Raw genomic sequence first — 18221 nt, 5'->3', positions numbered from 1 at the left:
ACCCTCACCTCCCCTGTTCCGATCACCTCCGTGACGGTGGCGACGGCCGAACGGCGAACCTCCGCACGCACCCCGCCGTCCCCCGGACCTACCGCCCCACCGCCGACAGCGGGATCTCGCCGGAGCCGCGGGCGGTGAGCCGCAGCGGGAGGGTCAGCGTGGCGCCGGTGCCCGCGGTGCCGTCGAGCTGCTTGAACAGCTCCTCGGTGGCGGTGCGGGCGACGACCTCCGGCGACTGGTCCACGACGGACACCGCCGGGTACAGCGAATCGGCCATCGGGAAGTCGCCGAAGCTGATGAACGCGATGTCGGTGCGCCCGCGCGCGTGCAGCGCGGGCACCACGCCCAGCGAGCAGCGGGCGTTGGAGGACAGCACCGCGGTCGGCGGTTCGGCGGAGCGCAGCAGCTCGTCCAGGGCGCTGCGCGCTTCGGCGGCGCTGGACAGGCCGGTCTTGACCAGGCCTTCGTCCACGCCGACCCGGGAGCTCTGCATCGCGCTGCGGTAGCCGCGGATGCGCTCGCCGGTCGTGTAGACCTCGGGCCGGTCGCCGATCAGCGCGATCCGGGTGTGCCCGGAGTGCAGCAGGTGCCGGGTGGCGGCCTCGGAGGCGCCGAAGTCGTCGCCGAGCACCGTGGTGCCCAACCCGGCCGCCGGTCGCGCCGGCCGGTCGGCGAACACGACCGGCGTGGTCCCGGCGACGGCGCGCAGGTAGCTCTGGTCCGCGCTGACCGGCACCATGATCAGACCGGAGACCTGGCGCTGCAGCAGGCTCTCCACCAGCGCGTGCTCCCGGTCCGGGTCGCCGCCGACGCTGGAGACGAGCACCGCGTGGCCGCGTTCCAGCGCGCACCGCTCGATGACGCTGGCCATCTCGGCGAAGAACGGGTCGGAGAGGGATTCCAGCACCACACCGATCGCCTCGTCCCGGCCGACGCGCAGCGAGCGGGCGTGGAAGTTGGGGCGGTAGTTGAGCTCTTCGATGACGGCCTGCACCTGATCGCGGGTGCTCACCGAGACGCCGGCCGCTCCGTTGATCACGCGGGAGACGGTCTTGGGGCTCACTCCGGCCGCGGTGGCCACGTCGTAGAGCGTGACGTTGCCTGCTGGCACGCCGGGTTCCTTTCCGTCAGGCCGCGGTGCAGCTCGGTGAGCTGCGCCGCGATCGGCCGGGTCGCGTCCACTCTAACGTGGGGCGTGCGCGGCGGGTCCGCGCGCGCGGCCCGGACCTGCGCCGGGTCGGCGAGCTTGGCCGCGTCCCGCGCGGCGGCCCGGGCGCGCATCCGTTCGAGCGCCACCTCGGGCGGGCAGTCGACCCACACCAGCACGGGTTCGGCACCGGCGGCGCGGAACCGGTCGGCGACCGCCTCCCACGCGGCGGGATCGGTGCGTTCGGCGGTGAACGGGGCGACGAGCACCGCCGAGGTGCCGGTGCGCACCGTGTCCAGCGCGGTGCCCAGCAGCGATTCGTAGCGGGCGGTGCGGGCGTGCTCCCGCATCCACGGGCTGTCGGGGGTGCCGGAGCCGCTGACCCGGCCGAGCAGCTCGGTGAGCGGCCCGGCCAGCACGTCCAGGTCCAGCAGCGCCGCGCCCCACCGGCCCGCGGCCACCCCGGCGAGCGTGGTCTTGCCGCTCGCCGGGGCGCCGCAGACGAACAGGGCGAGCGGGCTCATTTCCGGGCTCTGGCCCGCAGCAGGGCCTCGACCTCTTCCAGGGTGCGGCCGCGGGTCTCCGGCAGGTACTTCTTCAGGTAGCAGAAGCCGATCAGGCCGAACACCGCGTAGAGCCAGAACAACCCGCTGGGCGTGAACGCCTCGAACGCGCTGAGCACCGTCAGCGAGATGATCAGGTTCAGGCCCCAGTGGGTGAACATCCCGAAGCTGCCCGCCTTCCCGCGCAGCGCGGTCGGGAAGATCTCGCTGTTGATCAGCCACATGGCCAGCCCGATGCTCGCCGAGAACATCGCCTCGTAGGTGATCAGCAGTGCGACCAGCACCACGCCCCAGCCACCGCTGAGGTCGGTGACCGCGTACAGCAGCCCGATGCCGACCAGCGAGGCCACCACACCGCCGAGGCCGACCAGCAGCAGCGGCCGCCGCCCGATCCGGTCCACCAGCAGCAGCCCGACGAGGGTGAACACCACGTTCGCCACGCCGATGCCCACCGAGGACAGGATCGCCGCGGACGCCCCGAACCCGGCCTTGGTCAGCAGCGTCGGCGCGTAGTAGGTGATGGCGTTGACGCCGACGAGCTGGTTCACCGCCGCCACCCCGATGCCGAGGTAGATCGCCGGACGCATCGCGGGTTTGAGCACGTCCCGGTAGGTGACCGAGTCCTCGGCGGTGACCGCGCCGGACAGCGCGCTCAGCTCCGCCTCGACGCGGTCGGCGCCGACGACGCGCCGCAGCACGTCGCGGGCCTCGTCGATCCGGCCGCGCGCGACGAGCCACCGCGGGCTCTCCGGCAGCCCGAACAGGCCGAAGAACATGAGCAGCGACGGAATGCCCGCCAGCCCGAGCATCCAGCGCCAGGCGCCCGCTTCGGCGAGCAGGAAACCGGACACGTAGGACAGCAGGATGCCGGAGCTGATCATGATCTGGTTGATCGAGACCAGGCTGCCGCGCTTCTCCGGCGGGGCGATCTCGGCGATGTAGGCGGGCACCGACAGCGACGCGGTGCCGATCGCGAAGCCGAGCAGCAGCCGCGAACCCAGCAGGGTCGCCAGGTCCGGGGCCAGCGCCGAGATCACCGCACCGGCGGTGAACACGATGCTGGTGATCGACAGGGTGCGCCTGCGGCCGAGCGCGTCCGCGATGATGCCGCCCAGCCCGACGCCGACGATCGCGCCGACCAGCAGCGAGGCCACCACGACCTGCTGCCACAGCTCGGACAGCGCGAACTGCGGGGCGATGTAGAGCAGTGCCGCCGAGATGACACCGGTGTCGTAGCCGAACAGCAGCCCGCCGAGCGCGGCGACGACCGCGGCTCCGGTGACGGCCGCCGCGGGCGAGCGGGCAGGGGCTGGGGCGGGTGACGTGGTGGTCACGGTCGTACCTCGTTTCTCCGGCGACGCTGCCGGGAAAGAGCGGTGGCCGCCCGGCGGGGCGGCCACCGGGGGACGTCAGACTGCGGCGTACGGGGTGGCGCGGCCCTGGATGGCGGTCACGCACTCGTCGAGCCTGCGCCGCGCGGTGTCGGCGAGGAACGGGCGCCGGTCGGGCTGGTCGAGCAGCACGGCGTCCTTCCAGAACGCGCGGCCCGCGATGAAGCCGGACGCGCCGCCCTCGTCGCAGGAGATCCGCAGCACGTCCTTGAACTCGTCGAAGCCGACGCCCGCGGACAGCACCACCCACGGCACGCTGACGGCCTGCGCGATGCGGCGGCAGGCCGCGGCGGAGCCGGGGTACTCCAGCTTGAGCAGGTCGGGCTTGAGCTCGTCGAGGGCGCGGGCCGATTCGATGATCGCGTCGGCGCGCGCCTCGGGGCTCAGCTCGCCCTCGCCGGGCAGCGGGTAGATCAGGTTCTCGACGACCGAAGGCACACCCTCGGCGCGGCAGTCCGCGACGACCTCGGCGGCGGCGGCCAGCGCTTCGGCGGAGACGTCCCGGCCACCGAGCTCGCGGTCCCGGTCGGCGCGCAGCTGCACGAAGAACTTCACCGCGTGCCCGCCCATGTCGCGCACCCACTGCGCGTTCTGCGCGGGTTCGCGGCGGGTCAGCGGCTCGTCGCCGAACTTGCCGCGGTCGGACGGTTCGGCGGCGACCGCGAGTCCGGCTCCGGGTGCGAGGTTGCCGTCGGCGATGGCGGCCGGGACCCCGAAGTCGGGGTCGACGAGCAGTCCGCTGGCGCTGGGCGAGAGGCCGCCGATGACGTCGCCCTTGAACCCGCGCAGCAGGTCGTCGTCGATGGGCTGGCCGGCGGCGGTGAACATGCGGCGCAGGGTGTTGCGCTGGTCGAGGGCGACGATGGCGAAGGTGCCGTCGGACTGGGCGATGTCGGCGAGTGCCGCGGTCATAGTTCTGCTCCGATGGTGTCGAGGGCGTGCTCGGTGAACCGACGCGCGATGTCCACTGCGGACAGCGCGGTATCGCCGTCGCCGTGCGCGGCGGCGCGGGCGGCGAAGATGGCGGCGCCGTAGGCGCTGGGCTGGTCGATCCGCGCGTAGCGGACCGCCGGGAGGCTGCGTTCCTTCACCGCGCGGAAGCTGCCCATCCGGGTCCAGCCGCCCGCGGCGGTGACGTGCTCGTGCGGCCCGGCTTCGGCGGCCATCAGGGCGATGACCGCGTCGGTCTCGGCCACGGCGTGCGCGAGGGCCGCGGACCAGACGTCCAGCGGGGTGGCGTCGTCCCCGCCGAGCCGGACGTCGACGTGCTCGCTGCGGGCGTGCGCGCCGGTGATCCGCACCGAACCCGGTTCGGGGCCGCGGGCGAGCCAGTCGCGGTCGAGTTCGGTCCTGGCGGGTTGTTCCTTGCGGCCCAGCAGCGCGAGGACCTGGTCGAGCAGCAGTCCGCCGCGGGTGCCGCCGAGCAGCAGGTGGCGGCCGGGCAGCACGTGCAGGCCTTGCGCGATGCCCTCGGCGGTGAGCCGGCGGCGCTGCTCGTCGCGCAGCGGTGCGGACGCGACGCGCAGCAGCGCCTCGGAGGTGCCGCAGGAGTCGAAGAGGTGCTCGCCGTGCCACACGCCGCTGGCGACCGAGGCGACCGGGTGGTCGTGCCCGGCGACGGTCAGCACCGCGCCGCGCACCGCGTCCGGCGCACCGGGGTGGTCGACGGTGCCGATCGGCGTTCCGGCGGTGGTGAGCGGCGGCAGCACCTCGGCGGGCAGCGCGAGGTGCTCCAGCGCCGGGCCCCACGGCTTCTCGGTGGCCTGGTCCAGCAGCCCGGTGCGGGAGGCCAGCGAGGGTTCGGTGACGGCCTGCCCGCCGAGCGCGTGCGCCACGAATTCGGGGACGTTGAGCCAGGTCCCGGCCCGCTGCGGGGGCAGGCCGCGCGCCGCGAGCCAGCCGAGCTTCGCGAACGAGCACAGCGGGCTCAGCGGCAGTCCGGTGTGCGCGCTGAACTCGCGGGCCAGGTCCGCGGGCAGCGCGGCGAGTTCGGCGCCGCCGCGCTGGTCGAACCAGGCGATCACCGGGTGCATCGGCTCGCCGTCGTGATCGAGCAGCACGCCGGACTCGGCCATGCCGGTGATCGCGACGGACACCACGCGCAGCGCGCGGGCCGAGCGCTCGGCGACCTGGACCGCGTCGGTCACCGCGGATAGCACCCGGTCCAGCAGCAGCCCGGCGGGCAGTTCGCTGTGCCCGCCGGGGGTGCGCTGCCACTGCGTCGGGGTGCGGCGGAGGCTCAGCGCGACGCCGGCCCGATCGGCGACCAGCACCTTGATCTCGGTGCTGCCCACGTCGACGCCGACGACCGCTTCCGTCGCTGCGAAGTCCACCTCGGCACGCTCCTTCTGCCGCTGACACCGGCCTCGTCGCCGGTTGCAGGACACTGAACCGCGGCCATGTCATCGATGTCAACGCTTTCTCGATTCACCGTGGACATCGATGTCAATAACGACGCAACGTAACCGCGGCGGACATCGAGCGGAACCGCCGGGCACGGAGGCGGGCCGACCCGAATCCGGCGGTACGGTTGCCCCCACGACTGGAGGACCGACCGTGACCGCACCTGCCTGGCTCACCTCGGAGCCGATCGCCCACCGCGGCCTGCACGACGAGGACGGCGCGGCACCGGAGAACTCGTCGGCCGCGTTCGCCCGCGCCGTCGCGGCGGGCGTGCCCTTCGAGTTCGACGTCCAGCTCACCGCGGACGGCGTACCGGTCGTGCTGCACGACGCCGACACCGCCCGGATGACCGGACGGCCGGGACTCGTTCGGGAGCTGACGTGGGCCCGGCTGCGGCGGTTGCGGATCGCCGGGTCCGGCGAGCCGGTCCCCCGGCTCGACGAGGTCCTGGCCGCGGTGAACGGCGCGGTCCCGCTGGTGATCGACGTCCGCCGGTGGGGCCTCGACGCTTCGGCGGCGCTCGAACGGGCCGTCGCCGACCGGCTGCGCGGGTACGCCGGCGCCGCGGTCGTGCAGTCCTTCGACCCGCTCGCGGTCCGGCGCCTGCGGCGACTGCTCCCGGACCGGGCCACCGGCCAGGCGTCCGGATCACTGCCGTCCGCGGGACCGCTGAAGGCCGCGCTGGGCCGGATGATGCTCACGAACGCCGTGGTGCGCCCGGATTTCCTCACCTACGAGCTGGCCGCGCTGCCGGACCGGTTCGTCACCTTCTGGCGCGGGCCGCGGTGCCCGGTGCTCGCCTACACCGCGCACTCCCCGGCGGAAGCGGCGCGGGCCGCACGGCTGGCCGACGGCTACTTCTTCGCCGGGTTCGTCCCGGTCAGCGCGGCGTGAGCGGAGGGACGCGGGGCACGTCGTGCGTCGGGAACGCCATCTCGGCGAAGAACTGCTCCGCTTCGTGCTTGCGGATGTCGACGAGCCTGCGCATGAAGTCCCGCGTGATCTCCCGCTGCTCGGGGCTCGCCGAGTCGGCGTCCACGTCGGCCGCGTCCAGCCTGCTGTGCCACTCCCACCACGCCGCGGTGATCGCGCGCTCGGTGTTGCGCAGCAGGATCCACGACTGGTCCCACCGGTAGAACGCCCGCAGCGCGGTGATGCCCGCCATGATCACCCCCGCGGCCGAGATCACCAGGTCGCGGCCCGCGTAGTCCCCCGCGACCAGCAGCGGCAGCCCCGCACCGATGATGATCACGGCGATCCCGCTGAACCGGAAGAACCGCCGGTGCCACGCCGCCCGCGAGTCGTAGAAGGTGCGCAGTCGCAACGCGTACGACTCGACGGCCGCCGGATACCCCAGCGATCGGGGATCCGGCAGCGCGCCGGGATAAGGCGGTTGGAACTTCATCCGAAAAGCCCCCAGATCGTGCCACCACGAACATCGACAGCATGCCACCGAACGGGATGGCGACGGGCCGGATTCGGCACCTGCACCGCCGGACGCACCGCGTCGCTCGCCCGTTCCCCGGATACCGCGGCGGACGACCGCCCCCGGTCATCCGGCCGGTGAAAACGTTCTCTTGACGCCGCGAGTTCCGGACAACACCCTCCGGAAGTGATCAATCGGGCGCGGCCGCTCCGCCGCTCCCGGCGCTCCGATCCGCTTCGAGAAAGGCGTGGTTCATGACCGCAACGCTCCCCTCGCCGCACCGGTCCCGCGGCCGCCGGGCGCTGATCGCCGCGGCGGCGATGCTCGGGCTGCTCGCGGGCGGCGCGCCGGTGGCGCAGGCCGCCGACGACTCCTTCCAGCGCGGACCCGACCCGACCGACGAGAGCATCACGGCCCCGCTGGGGCCGTTCGACATCGCGCGGGACGTGGTGCCGCGCGGCGCCGTCACCGGCTTCGGCGGTGGCACGATCCACTACCCCACCGACACCTCCGAGGGCACCTTCGGCGCCGTGGCCGTCGCCCCCGGCTACACCGGCGACCAGTCCTCGATGGCCTGGTACGGCCCGCGGCTGGCCTCGCAGGGGTTCGTGGTGTTCACCATCGACACGCTCACTCCCACCGACCAGCCGGATTCGCGCGGTCGCCAGCTGCTCGCCGCGCTCGACCACCTCACCACCGCCTCGTCGGTGCGGGACCGCGTCGACGCGGACCGGCTGGGCGTCCTGGGCCACTCGATGGGCGGTGGCGGTGCGCTGGAGGCCGTCGTCGCGGACCCGGACCTGCGGGCCGCGATCCCGCTCACCCCGTGGCACACCAGGAAGGACTGGTCCGGCGTGCGGACTCCGACGCTGGTCATCGGGGCGGAGCGGGACTCAGTGGCGCCGGTCGGCTCGCACGCCGAACCGTTCTACGAGAGCCTGCCCGGCGACCCGGACAAGGCCTACCTCGAACTGGCCGGGGCCGACCACTTCGCGCCGAACTCCGCGAACACCACCATCGCGAAGTCGAGCATCGCCTGGCTGAAGCGGTTCGTCGACGAGGACACCCGCTACGAGCGGTTCCTCTGCCCGCCGCCGAGCGGCCCGGAGATCGCCGAATACCGGGACACCTGCCCGATCGGCTAGCGCGCCCGGGTCGTCGCCGGCCTCCCCGGCGACGACCCCGCGGCCCGGCTGGTTCCACAGTGGACGACCGGGCGTGCGGGCGGCGCCGCGCCCGCGCCGGTAGGTTGGCGGAGTCCGCACCGACCGCCGGAACAGGGAGGACCCGCATGTCCACGCCACCGCTGCCCGACGAGGCGATCGCCTTGCTGCGCAAGCCGAACCCGTCCACGATCGCCACCCTGCGCGCCGACGGCCAGCCCGTCTCCGCGGCCACCTGGTACCTGTGGGAGGACGGCAAGGTGCTGGTGAACATGGACGCGGGCCGCAAGCGGCTGGACCACGTCCGCCGCGACCCGCGCGTCACGCTCACCGTGCTCGACGCCGCGGACTGGTACACGCACGTCACCCTGATCGGCCGGGTCACCGAGCTGCGCGACGACCCGGGACTGGTCGACATCGACCGCCTCGCCCACCACTACCTCGGCAGCCCCTACCCGGACCGGGAACGGGCCCGCGTCACCGCCCTGATCGACGTCGACCGCTGGCACGGCTGGGGCGGCCAGAAGGACAACACCCAGGCGGGCTGACGGCGCCGTTCACCCGCTCCGGCCGCTCCGCAGCCGACCGCTGCGGAGCGGCCACCCGGGCGGGCTCGGGGCTCAGGACCGCCGCCGGGAGATCTCGCCGTAGTCGAGCCCGCCGTGGGTGAAGGTGGGCACGACCGGCCACTGCCGCTTCCAGTCGGCGCACTCCGAGGACGGGATGATCTGCAGCCAGCGCGGGTCGCGGGGCGAGCGCGAGGCCATCGTCTTCTCCTTGACCATCGAGTCGTACTGGTCGAGCGAGTCCTCCAGCGTGTTGGCGTTGAGCACCACTTCCCGGTTGAAGAACCGGGCCTGCTGCTTCACCCCCGGGATCTTGGAGAGCTCGGGCTGCCAGCTGTCGGCGGCCAATCCCGTTCTCGGAGGACACCCACACCCCGTCGGGCGTGTTGACCACCAGCGAGTGGTTGCCGTCGGTGTGCCCTGGCGTCCACAGCAGGCTGACACCGACGCCGAGCTCCACATCGCCGTCGAGCACTTCGAGGCGTTCGGCGGGCACGCCGTCCATGCCGCCGTCGACGTACCACGCCCACTGCATGGGGTGCGGTGATTCGAGGGTGGCGAGTTCCTTGCGGTGCACCAGCAGCTTCGCGCCGGGGAACAGCGGCGCGCGGGGCTCCCGCTCACCGGGGATGACCCGATCGCTGCCCATGATCATGCGCACGTCCTGGACGTGCAGGTGGTCGAAGCTGACGTAGTCCACGTCGGAGTTGCGCAGCCCCAGCCGCGGCAGCACCTCGTCGGGATCGTTGTAGTACTTGGCGAAGACCTTGTCGGAGAGGAAGTCACCCGCGATCCGCTGCAACTTCGCGTAGAACGGCGCTTCGACCGACCCGGCCGCCACCGTCGGCTCCCACACCAGGGTCTTGAGCTCCCCGTCGAAGCCCTCGAACTGGATCACGAACATCCGGTTGATGATGGAGATCATCGGGTTGAGGGACAGGTTGTAGCCCTGGAACGCGTACCGCGACGGGTACGGGGCGGCGGCGATGTCGATGCTGCGGATCGCCCGGATCGTGCCCTGCGAGAGGAACCGCTCCCGGTAGCGGCCGGCCGCCTCGCGCACCGCTTCGAGGCGGTCACCGCGGGGCCAGACGTCGTGCACGCCCTCGAACTCGGGGATCGGGCGGACGGTGGGCGTGGCGGTCGCCGTCATCGGGTCTCCTCGTCGGTTTCGGTGAGCGCGCGGTTCTGGTACGCGCTGCGGGTGGTGTCCCCGGCGACCGCGGCGACCTGGTCCGGCACCAGGACGCGCTGCAACCGGTAGCGGGCGGGGTCGGGCAGGACGCGGGCGAGCCAGGTCGCGAAGCCCAACCGGCGCGGGACGCTGAGCTCGAACCGGGGCCGCCGGACGACGCGGAGCACGGCTCGGCCGACCTCGGCGGGGGCGAGCCTGCGCACCGGGCCGGTGGCGGTGCCCGCGGCGAGCTCGGTGTCGACGACGCCGGGCAGCACGAGCGAGAGCCGCACGCCGCTGCCGTGCAGCTCGGCGCGCACCGCGTCCAGGTAGCCGTGGACGGCGTGCTTGGTCGCGGCGTAGGTCGCTTCGCCCGGTGGCGCGAACTTGGAGGCCCCGGAGGCGATGGTGACGATCTGCCCGCGCCCGCGCTCGCGCATCCGCGGGGCGGCGAGCCGGACGCCGCGGATGACGCCGTGCACGTTCACCTCCAGCTGGCGGCGCACGGCGTTCTCCGGTTCCGCGTCGAAGGGGCCGACCCACATCACGCCCGCGTTGTTGACGAGCACGTCGATCGGCCCCCACCGGTCGGCGACCGCGTCGAGGAAGGCCGCGAACGAGCCGGTGTCGGTGACGTCGACGGGGAACGCGGCGAGGCTGCCGGGCAGTTCGGCGGCGGTGCTCTCGGCGGCCGCCAGGTCGCGGTCCCCGATGGCGACGCGGGCACCCGCCGCGGCCAGCGTCCGCGCGATCTCGCGGCCGATGCCGCGGGCGCCGCCGGTGACCGCGATGACCATGCCGTCCGGTGCTCTCCGCACGTCCCCACCTCGCAAGTTGATCTGACACGACGTCGTGTCAGATGACTAAGGTAGCGGACGTCCTCCTCGCCGCGGAAGGGGCGCGATGACGAACCAGCCGAACCCGAGGGGCCGCCGCTACGCCGGTCTCGACCCGGCCGAGCGCGCGCGGCACCGGCGCGCCACCCTGCTCGACGCCGCCCAGGAGCTGTTCGGCGACCGCGGTTACCAGGCGACCTCGGTCAAGCAGCTGTGCGCGCACGCCGGGCTCACCGAGCGGTACTTCTACGAGTCCTTCCGCGATCGGGAGGCCGCGCTCGTCGCGGTGTACGACAAGCTCGTCGACGGGCTGCGCGGGACGACGCTGGCGGCGGTGGCCGACCACGAGGGCTCCGCCGACATGGCGCGGCACGGGCTGGACGCCTTCGTCGGGTTCCTGGTGGCCGACCAGCGGCGCGCGCGGATCGTGCTGGTCGAAGTGGTCGGGGTGTCGGCGGAGCTGGAGGCGCGGCGGCACGCGGTGCTCACCGAGTTCGCCGAGCTGCTGGCCGAGATGTGGCTGGGCGACGTCGAACCGGGCGCGCAGCGGCGGCTGACGACGATCGCGCTCGTCGGCGCGGTCAACCACCTGCTGGTCGACTGGCTGCTCAGCGGGCGGACCCGGCGGCCGGAGGAACTGGTGCGGGCGTGCGCCTCGCTGTTCGCGGGAGCCAGGGACCGGCTCCTCGCGGAGGGCTGATCGACTCCTGCCACCGGCCGAGTATTTAATCGTTACACACGCGTGGTTCGCCGAGCTGCACCCGGACGGCCGAGCCCGCTGATCGATCCGGCCGCGGCCGAACGTGTTCCGCATGACCGATCGCGACGCTACGGCCGATCGACCGGCGCCCGAACGGGCCTTGCCCCCGCACCGCATCGGCTCCTATCGTGCACGCCATCGATTGAAACGTTTTATGCATCCCGGGTGCCGCTCGGCACTCGAACCTGCGCATCAACGCCGATGGACAGGAGGGCCGATGGTCCGATTCGGGAGCAAGACCACGACCGGGTGGCGCGCGACCATCGCCGTGGCCATGTCGAACTACATCGAGGCCGGTTCGATCATCGCGATCGCCACCAGCCTCGGGCTCTGGCAGGACCGGTTCGGGCTGGACGACCTGGCCGTCGGACTGCTCGCCGCGCTCAGCGCGAACGCGTTCGGCGCCGCCGCCGGTGCCGCCATCGGCGGGCCGCTGTGCGACCGCTACGGGCGGAAGTTCATCTACACCTACGACCTGCTGCTCTACATGCTCGGCGTGCTCATCGCGGTGTTCGCCACCTCCTTCGGGATGCTGCTGACCGCGTTCGTGCTCACCGGCATCGCCGTCGGCGCCGGGGTCACCGCCTCCTGGACCTACATCGCCGAAGAGGCACCGCCCGAGCGGCGCGCCGCGCACGTCGGCGCCGCGCAGCTCGCCTGGTCGATCGGGCCGACGCTCGGCTACCTGCTCGCCGTCGTCGTCGCCCCGCTCGGACTGCTCGGCAGCCGGTTGATCTTCCTGCACCTGTTCGCGGTCGCCGCCGTCACCTGGTGGGTGCGGCGCGGCCTCGCCGAATCGGCGCTGTGGCGCAGCCGCAACGCCGAACCCGAGCGGGTCACCTTCGCGGACAGCCTGCGCGGGCTGTTCACCAGGAGGACGAACCTGCTGGCGATGCTGTTCCTGTTCGGCGTGTACGCGCTGTGGAACGGCGTCGCCGGGCAGGCCGGGATCTTCCAGCCCCGGATGTACGAGGCCGTCGGGCTCACCTCCGCCACCGAGCAGTACCTGCTGCAGGTGCTGGTGTGGGGCTGCACCAGCGCCGCCACCTACTTCGGGTTCATGCTGCTCGCCGACCGGATCAGCCGCCGGTGGCTGTACTGCGCCGGCGCCGCGCTGGGCGTGCTCGCCTGGGCCGCGCTGATCTACGCGCCCGCGAGCACCCCCACCCTGCTGTTCTTCGCCGTCGGCTGGGGCGTGTCCTCCGGCATCGGGGCGCAGGCGTTCTACGGGTTGTGGGCGAGCGAGCTGTTCGCGACCCGCTACCGGGCCAGCGCGCAGGGCGTGCTGTTCCTCGCCGCCCGGGTGCTGGTCGGGCTGCTCAGCGTCGGATTTCCCGCGCTGCTCACCCAGATCGGGCTGCGCGGGCTCGGCACCCTCATCCTCGGGCTGCTGCTCGGTTCGCTGCTGATCGGCACCATCTGGGCACCGCGCACCCAGGGCAAGAGCCTGGAGCAGATCGAGCGGGAGCGGTACGGCTCCGGGACCACCGGCGGAGCGGTGGTGGCGCCGTGACCCGCGTCTGCTTCCAGCTGCAGGTCGACCCGGACCGGCTCGACGAGTACCGGCGGCGGCACGCCGCGGTGTGGCCGGAGATGCTGCGCGAACTCGAAGCCTCCGGGCGGCGGAACTACTCGCTGTTCCTGCGGCCCGACGGGCTGCTGATCGGCTACTACGAGACCGACTCGGTCGCCGACTCCGACGCGCACCTCGCCGCCTCCCCCGTCGCCGCCCGCTGGGAGCGGTACATGGCCGACCTGTTCGTCGGCGACGGCGGCCGCGCCGACCAGAACACCACCGCGCTGCCCGAGGTCTTCCACCTGGCGGACCAGCTCGCCCGGCACGAACTCGCACGGCACGAAGGAGCACAGCCATGACCACCACGTTCCAGGAGATCACCCCCACCCTGGAGCGGCAGGCGATCGAACTGCCGAGCTGGGCGTTCGGCAACTCCGGCACCCGGTTCAAGGTGTTCGGCACCCCCGGCACGCCGCGCACCCCGCAGGAGAAGATCGCCGACGCCGCCACGGTGCACGAGTTCACCGGCCTCGCCCCCGCCGTCGCGCTGCACGTCCCGTGGGACGCGGTGGACGACTTCGCCGCGCTCGGCGCGCACGCCGAACGGCTCGGGGTGCGGCTGGGCACCGTCAACTCGAACACGTTCCAGGACGCCGACTACAAGTTCGGCAGCCTCACCCACGCCGACGCGGCGGTGCGGCGCAAGGCCGTCGACCACCACTTCCGCTGCATCGAGATCATGCACGAGACCGGGTCCACCGACCTGAAGATCTGGCTCGCCGACGGCACCAACTACCCCGGGCAGGGTTCGCTGCGGGACCGGCAGGACCGGCTCGCCGACTCGCTGGCCGAGATCTACGCGCGGCTCGGCGAGCACCAGCGGCTGGTGCTGGAGTACAAGTTCTTCGAACCGGCCTTCTACCACACCGACGTCCCCGACTGGGGCACCTCGTTCGTGCAGGTCAGCGCGCTCGGCGACCGGGCCTTCACCTGCCTGGACACCGGGCACCACGCGCCGGGCACCAACATCGAGTTCATCGTGATGCAGCTGCTGCGGCTCGGGAAGCTCGGCTCGTTCGACTTCAACTCGCGGTTCTACGCCGACGACGACCTCATCGTCGGCGCCGCCGACCCGTTCCAGCTGTTCCGCATCCTGCACGAGGTGATCGCCGGTGGCGGGCTGGACGAGGGCTCGCCGGTGCGGTTCATGCTCGACCAGTGCCACAACGTCGAGGAGAAGATCCCCGGCCAGATCCGCTCGGTGCTCAACGTGCAGGAGATGACGGCCCGCGCGCTGCTCGTGGACCGCGCGGCGCTGGCGAAGGCGCAGCAGGACCACGACGTGCTCGGCGCCAACGAGGTGCTGATGGACGCCTTCCACACCGACGTCCGCCCGGCGCTGGCCGACTGGCGCGCGAACCGCGGACTGCCCGCCGATCCGATGCGCGCCTACGCCGAATCCGGCCACCAGCGGCTGCTCGCCGAACAGCGCACCGGTGGCGCGCAGGCCGGGTGGGGAGCCTGATGCCCACCCGAGGAGAGGAGACCATGCCGAACCGCACCGTCCAGGACCTGATCGCCCGCAGCAACCGGTTGGGCGCCGACCCGCGCAACACCAACTACGCGGGCGGCAACACCTCCGCCAAGGGCCGCGACGTCGACCCGGTCACCGGGCAGGAGGTGGACCTGATGTGGGTGAAGGGCTCCGGCGGCGACCTGGGCACCCTCACCGAGCAGGGGCTGGCGGTGCTGCGGCTCGACCGGTTGCGCGCGCTGTCCGCCGTCTACCCCGGACCGGACCGGGAGGACGAGATGGTCGCCGCGTTCGACCACGTGCTGCACGGCAAGGGCGGTGCCGCGCCGTCCATCGACACCGCGATGCACGGCCTCGTCGACGCCTGCCACGTCGACCACCTGCACCCGGACAGCGGCATCGCCATCGCCACCGCCGCCGACGGCCCGGCGCTGACCGAGGAGATCTTCGGCGACCGGGTGGTGTGGGTGCCGTGGCGGCGGCCCGGCTGGCAGCTCGGCGAGGACATCGCCGAGATCAGGCGCACCCACCCGCGCGCCATCGGCACCGTCCTCGGCGGGCACGGCATCACCGCGTGGGGCGAGACCGCGCAGGAGTGCGAGCTGAACTCGCGGTGGATCATCGACACCGCCGCCGAGCACATCGCCGAGCACGGCAGGCCGGACCCGTTCGGCGCCGCCCTCGACGGGTACGAGCCGCTGCCCGCCGCGGAACGCCGGGCCAAGGCCGCCGCGCTCGCCCCCGTGCTGCGCGGGCTGGTGAGCACCGACCGGCGGCAGGTCGGGCGCTTCACCGACGGGCCTGAAGTGCTGGAATTCCTGTCCCGCGCGGAACATCCGCGGCTGGCGGCGCTCGGCACCAGCTGCCCGGACCACTTCCTGCGCACCAAGGTGGCGCCGCTGGTGCTGGACCTGCCCGCGACCGCGACCGTCGAGGAATCCGCGGCGCGGCTGCGGGAGCTGCACGAGCGGTACCGCGCGGACTACGCGGCCTACTACCGGCGGCACGCCACCCCGGACTCGCCGCCGATGCGCGGCGCCGACCCGGCGATCGTGCTCGTGCCCGGCGTCGGCATGTTCAGCTACGGCACCGACGCCCAGACCGCCCGGGTCGCCGGCGAGTTCTACGTGAACGCGATCAACGTGATGCGCGGGGCGGAGGCGTTGTCCACCTACTCCCCCATCGCGGAGGCGGAGAAGTTCCGCATCGAGTACTGGGAGCTGGAGGAGGCGAAGCTGCGGCGCAGGCCCGCGCCGAAACCGCTCGCCACGAAGGTCGCGCTGGTCACCGGTGCGGCCTCCGGCATCGGCAAGGCCACCGCCGCCCGCCTCGCCCGCGACGGCGCCACCGTGGTGCTCGCCGACCTCGACGCCGCGAAGGCCCGGGAGGCCGCGGCCGAACTCGGGGCCGCCGACGTGGCGATCGGCGTCGGCGCCGACGTCACCGACGAGGACGCGGTGCGCGCCGCCGTGGACGCCGCGGTGCTCGCGTTCGGCGGGCTCGACGTGGTCGTCAACAACGCGGGCCTGTCGCTGTCGAAACCGCTGCTGGAGACCACCGCCGCCGACTGGGACCTGCAGCACGACGTGATGGCGAAGGGCTCGTTCCTGGTCAGCAAGGCGGCCGCGCGGGTGCTGATCGAGCAGGGCCTCGGCGGCGACGTCGTCTACGTCGTGTCGAAGAACGGGGTGTTCGCCGGGCCGAACAACATCGCCTACTCCGCGACCAAGGCGGACCAGGCGCACCAGGTGCGGTTGCTGGCGGCCGAGCTCGGCGGGCACGGCGTCCGCGTCAACGGCGTCAACCCGGACGGGGTGGTGCGCGGCAGCGGGATCTTCGCCGGCGGCTGGGGCGCGCAGCGGGCGAAGGTGTACGGGGTCGCCGAGGAGGACCTGGGCGAGTTCTACGCCCAGCGCACCCTGCTCAAGCGGGAGGTGCTGCCCGAGCACGTGGCGAACGCGGTGTTCGCGCTGCTCGGCGGCGACCTCGCCCACACCACCGGGCTGCACGTGCCGGTGGACGCCGGGGTCGCGGCGGCGTTCCTGCGATGAGCGGGACCGTCGCCGCCGTCGACCTCGGCGCCACCAGCGGGCGGGTCGTGCTCGGGCACGCCGGGCCGGGCGAGCTGCGGATGCGCGAGCTCGCCCGGTTCCCGAACGCGCCGGTGCGGGTGCGCGGGTCGCTGCACTGGAACGTGCTGGAGCTGTACCGCCAGGTGTCCGCCGGGCTGGACCGGGCGGTGCGCGAAGCGGACCCGGTGAGCGTCGGCATCGACTCGTGGGCGGTGGACTACGCGCTGCTGCGCGGCGGCCGAGTGCTCGGGATGCCGCACCACTACCGGGACGAGCGCGGCGCCGCCGCCGTGCCCGACGTGCACGCGGTGATCGGCCCCGCGGAGCTCTACGAGGTCAACGGGTTGCAGCACCTGCCGTTCAACACGGTGTTCCAGCTGGCCGCGGACCGGCGCAGCGGGCTGCTGCCGATCGCCGAGCGGATGCTGCTGCTGCCGGATCTGCTGGGGTACTGGCTGACCGGCGAGCAGGTCGCCGAGCGCACCAACGCCTCCACCACCGGGCTGCTGGACGTGCGCACCGGCGAGTGGTCGGACGCGTTGCTCGCGCGCCTCGGCCACGACCGCGGGCTGCTGCCGCCGCTGGTGTCGCCGGGTGCGCGGATCGGCGAGCTCGACGACGGGCTCCCGGTCACCGCGGTCGGTTCGCACGACACCGCCTCCGCGGTCGTGGCCGTCCCGGCCCGCGACGAGTCGTTCGCCTACATCTCGTGCGGGACCTGGTCGCTGGTCGGGGTGGAGCTGGAGCGCCCGCTGCTGTCCGAGGCGGGCCGGGCCGCGAACTTCACCAACGAGCTCGGCGTGGACGGGCGCATCCGGTACCTGCACAACGTGATGGGCCTGTGGCTGCTGAGCGAATGCGTCGCCGAATGGGAGCGCACCGGCCCGGCCGTCGATCTGCCGGTGCTGCTGGCGGCGGCCGCCGAAGTGCCGGCCGGTTCGGTCGCCGAGTTCGACGCGGACGATCCGCGGTTCCTCGCGCCCGGCGACATGCCCGCGCGGATCGCCGCCTGGCTGGCCGAGCACGACCGGCCGGTGCCGGGCGGCCGCGCCGAGTTCACCCGCTGCATCCTGGAGAGCCTCGCCACGGCCTACGCGGACTCCGTGGCAAGGCTGGAGATCCTCACCGGACGTGCACTGTCCACAGTGCACATCGTGGGCGGCGGGGCGCGGAACGAGCTGCTGTGCCGGTTGACCGCCGAGCGCACCGGCCGCCCGGTCGTCGCCGGACCGGTCGAGGCCACCGCCCTCGGCAACGTCCTCGTGCAGGCCCGCGCCGCCGGACTGCTCACCGGCGGCCTCGACTCCCTCCGCGCGCTGGTCCGCTCCACCTGCGCACCCCGCACCTACCGCCCCGGCGAGCTCGCAGCGCGGTGATCCGCGAACCGTCCACTTCGGACAGCGACACGGCGGGTCAGCGGGGCGGCGAGGCGCGGGGCACGCCGCGCGCGTTCCCGCGTTCCCGCGGACACCGGACACCGGACACCGGACACCGGACACCGGACACCGGGACCGCGCCACCCCTCCACGCACATCCCGCATGATGCGAACAATCGTTGCAAAACAAGCCGATTCCACCGCAGAAATGCATCCCCCGCTCCCCCGCCATTCGAGACACGCGAATGCGCACGAAAAGATGACTCCATCCGGTGGAAGCACTTCCGGGCCGCT

Annotated in this window: 17 protein-coding genes; 9 read left to right on the top strand and 8 right to left on the bottom strand. The window is 73.1% G+C overall.

Annotation, left to right across the window (positions count from 1 at the left end; translation table 11 throughout):
• Positions 1 to 88: 88 nt before the first annotated feature.
• The 5 genes from ABZ805_RS07445 to ABZ805_RS07425 form a co-directional block, all read right to left on the bottom strand.
• On the bottom strand, positions 89 to 1111 hold the full coding sequence (locus ABZ805_RS07445; protein ID WP_358435782.1) for a LacI family DNA-binding transcriptional regulator: 1023 nt from the start codon (positions 1109 to 1111) through the stop codon (positions 89 to 91).
• Complete coding sequence (locus ABZ805_RS07440) at positions 1060 to 1671, bottom strand: AAA family ATPase (RefSeq protein ID WP_358435779.1); 612 nt, start codon at positions 1669 to 1671, stop codon at positions 1060 to 1062. Before ABZ805_RS07440 ends, ABZ805_RS07445 begins: the two co-directional genes overlap by 52 nt.
• Positions 1668 to 3044, bottom strand: coding sequence for a sugar porter family MFS transporter (locus tag ABZ805_RS07435; RefSeq protein ID WP_358435777.1), 1377 nt, complete (start codon positions 3042 to 3044; stop codon positions 1668 to 1670). The genes ABZ805_RS07440 and ABZ805_RS07435 overlap by 4 nt, the downstream gene beginning before the upstream one ends.
• A gap of 75 nt (positions 3045 to 3119) precedes the next feature.
• Positions 3120 to 4013, bottom strand: coding sequence for a hypothetical protein (locus tag ABZ805_RS07430; RefSeq protein ID WP_358435774.1), 894 nt, complete (start codon positions 4011 to 4013; stop codon positions 3120 to 3122).
• Positions 4010 to 5434, bottom strand: a complete 1425-nt coding sequence (locus ABZ805_RS07425) for an FGGY family carbohydrate kinase (RefSeq protein WP_358435771.1) — start codon at positions 5432 to 5434, stop codon at positions 4010 to 4012. Before ABZ805_RS07425 ends, ABZ805_RS07430 begins: the two co-directional genes overlap by 4 nt.
• 223 nt (positions 5435 to 5657) lie before the next feature.
• On the opposite strand from ABZ805_RS07425, the gene ABZ805_RS07420 reads away from it, so the two are divergent.
• Positions 5658 to 6398, top strand: coding sequence for a glycerophosphodiester phosphodiesterase family protein (locus ABZ805_RS07420; RefSeq protein WP_358435768.1), 741 nt, complete (start codon positions 5658 to 5660; stop codon positions 6396 to 6398).
• Here the strand turns inward: ABZ805_RS07420 and ABZ805_RS07415 are convergent.
• Entirely contained in the window at positions 6385 to 6909 is a 525-nt protein-coding gene (locus tag ABZ805_RS07415; RefSeq protein WP_358435765.1) for a DUF4231 domain-containing protein, read from the bottom strand. The two genes, ABZ805_RS07420 and ABZ805_RS07415, sit on opposite strands and share 14 nt — an antisense overlap.
• Positions 6910 to 7184: 275 nt before the next feature.
• On the opposite strand from ABZ805_RS07415, the gene ABZ805_RS07410 reads away from it, so the two are divergent.
• Together ABZ805_RS07410 and ABZ805_RS07405 are read left to right on the top strand one after the other, a co-directional pair.
• Positions 7185 to 8075: an alpha/beta hydrolase gene (locus tag ABZ805_RS07410; protein WP_358435762.1), complete on the top strand. Its 891-nt coding sequence runs from the start codon at positions 7185 to 7187 to the stop codon at positions 8073 to 8075.
• A 146-nt stretch (positions 8076 to 8221) separates the two neighbouring features.
• On the top strand, positions 8222 to 8641 hold the full coding sequence (locus tag ABZ805_RS07405; RefSeq protein WP_358435760.1) for a PPOX class F420-dependent oxidoreductase: 420 nt from the start codon (positions 8222 to 8224) through the stop codon (positions 8639 to 8641).
• On the opposite strand, the gene ABZ805_RS07400 is transcribed toward ABZ805_RS07405, so the two are convergent.
• Complete coding sequence (locus ABZ805_RS07400) at positions 8571 to 9812, bottom strand: hypothetical protein (protein ID WP_358435757.1); 1242 nt, start codon at positions 9810 to 9812, stop codon at positions 8571 to 8573. The genes ABZ805_RS07405 and ABZ805_RS07400 overlap by 71 nt on opposite strands.
• Positions 9809 to 10651 carry an SDR family oxidoreductase gene (locus ABZ805_RS07395; protein ID WP_358435754.1) on the bottom strand — a complete coding sequence of 281 codons (843 nt, stop codon included), beginning with the start codon at positions 10649 to 10651 and terminating at the stop codon, positions 9809 to 9811. Before ABZ805_RS07395 ends, ABZ805_RS07400 begins: the two co-directional genes overlap by 4 nt.
• An 85-nt stretch (positions 10652 to 10736) precedes the next feature.
• Between ABZ805_RS07395 and ABZ805_RS07390 the strand changes: the two genes are divergently transcribed.
• The 6 genes from ABZ805_RS07390 to ABZ805_RS07365 all read left to right on the top strand — a co-directional run bounded on the left by ABZ805_RS07390 (position 10737) and on the right by ABZ805_RS07365 (position 17927).
• Complete coding sequence (locus ABZ805_RS07390) at positions 10737 to 11369, top strand: TetR/AcrR family transcriptional regulator (RefSeq protein ID WP_358435751.1); 633 nt, start codon at positions 10737 to 10739, stop codon at positions 11367 to 11369.
• 277 nt (positions 11370 to 11646) lie between these two features.
• Positions 11647 to 12942 (top strand): MFS transporter, encoded by a 1296-nt coding sequence (locus tag ABZ805_RS07385; protein WP_358435748.1) that lies wholly within the window; start codon positions 11647 to 11649, stop codon positions 12940 to 12942.
• Positions 12939 to 13304, top strand: coding sequence for an L-rhamnose mutarotase (locus tag ABZ805_RS07380; protein ID WP_358435746.1), 366 nt, complete (start codon positions 12939 to 12941; stop codon positions 13302 to 13304). Before ABZ805_RS07385 ends, ABZ805_RS07380 begins: the two co-directional genes overlap by 4 nt.
• Positions 13301 to 14470, top strand: coding sequence for an L-rhamnose isomerase (gene rhaI / locus ABZ805_RS07375; RefSeq protein ID WP_358435743.1), 1170 nt, complete (start codon positions 13301 to 13303; stop codon positions 14468 to 14470). The genes ABZ805_RS07380 and rhaI overlap by 4 nt, the downstream gene beginning before the upstream one ends.
• Positions 14470 to 16530 carry a bifunctional aldolase/short-chain dehydrogenase gene (locus ABZ805_RS07370; RefSeq protein WP_358435740.1) on the top strand — a complete coding sequence of 687 codons (2061 nt, stop codon included), beginning with the start codon at positions 14470 to 14472 and terminating at the stop codon, positions 16528 to 16530. The genes rhaI and ABZ805_RS07370 overlap by 1 nt, the downstream gene beginning before the upstream one ends.
• Positions 16527 to 17927 carry a rhamnulokinase family protein gene (locus ABZ805_RS07365; RefSeq protein ID WP_358435737.1) on the top strand — a complete coding sequence of 467 codons (1401 nt, stop codon included), beginning with the start codon at positions 16527 to 16529 and terminating at the stop codon, positions 17925 to 17927. The genes ABZ805_RS07370 and ABZ805_RS07365 overlap by 4 nt, the downstream gene beginning before the upstream one ends.
• The last annotated feature ends 294 nt before the right edge of the window (positions 17928 to 18221 follow it).

It is taken from the genome of Saccharopolyspora sp. NPDC047091, from assembly GCF_040643635.1.
Classification (GTDB): Bacteria; Actinomycetota; Actinomycetes; order Mycobacteriales; family Pseudonocardiaceae; genus Saccharopolyspora_C.
The sequence above is the reverse complement of the archived record's forward strand: the minus strand, read 5'-3'. Positions and strand labels throughout refer to the sequence as shown.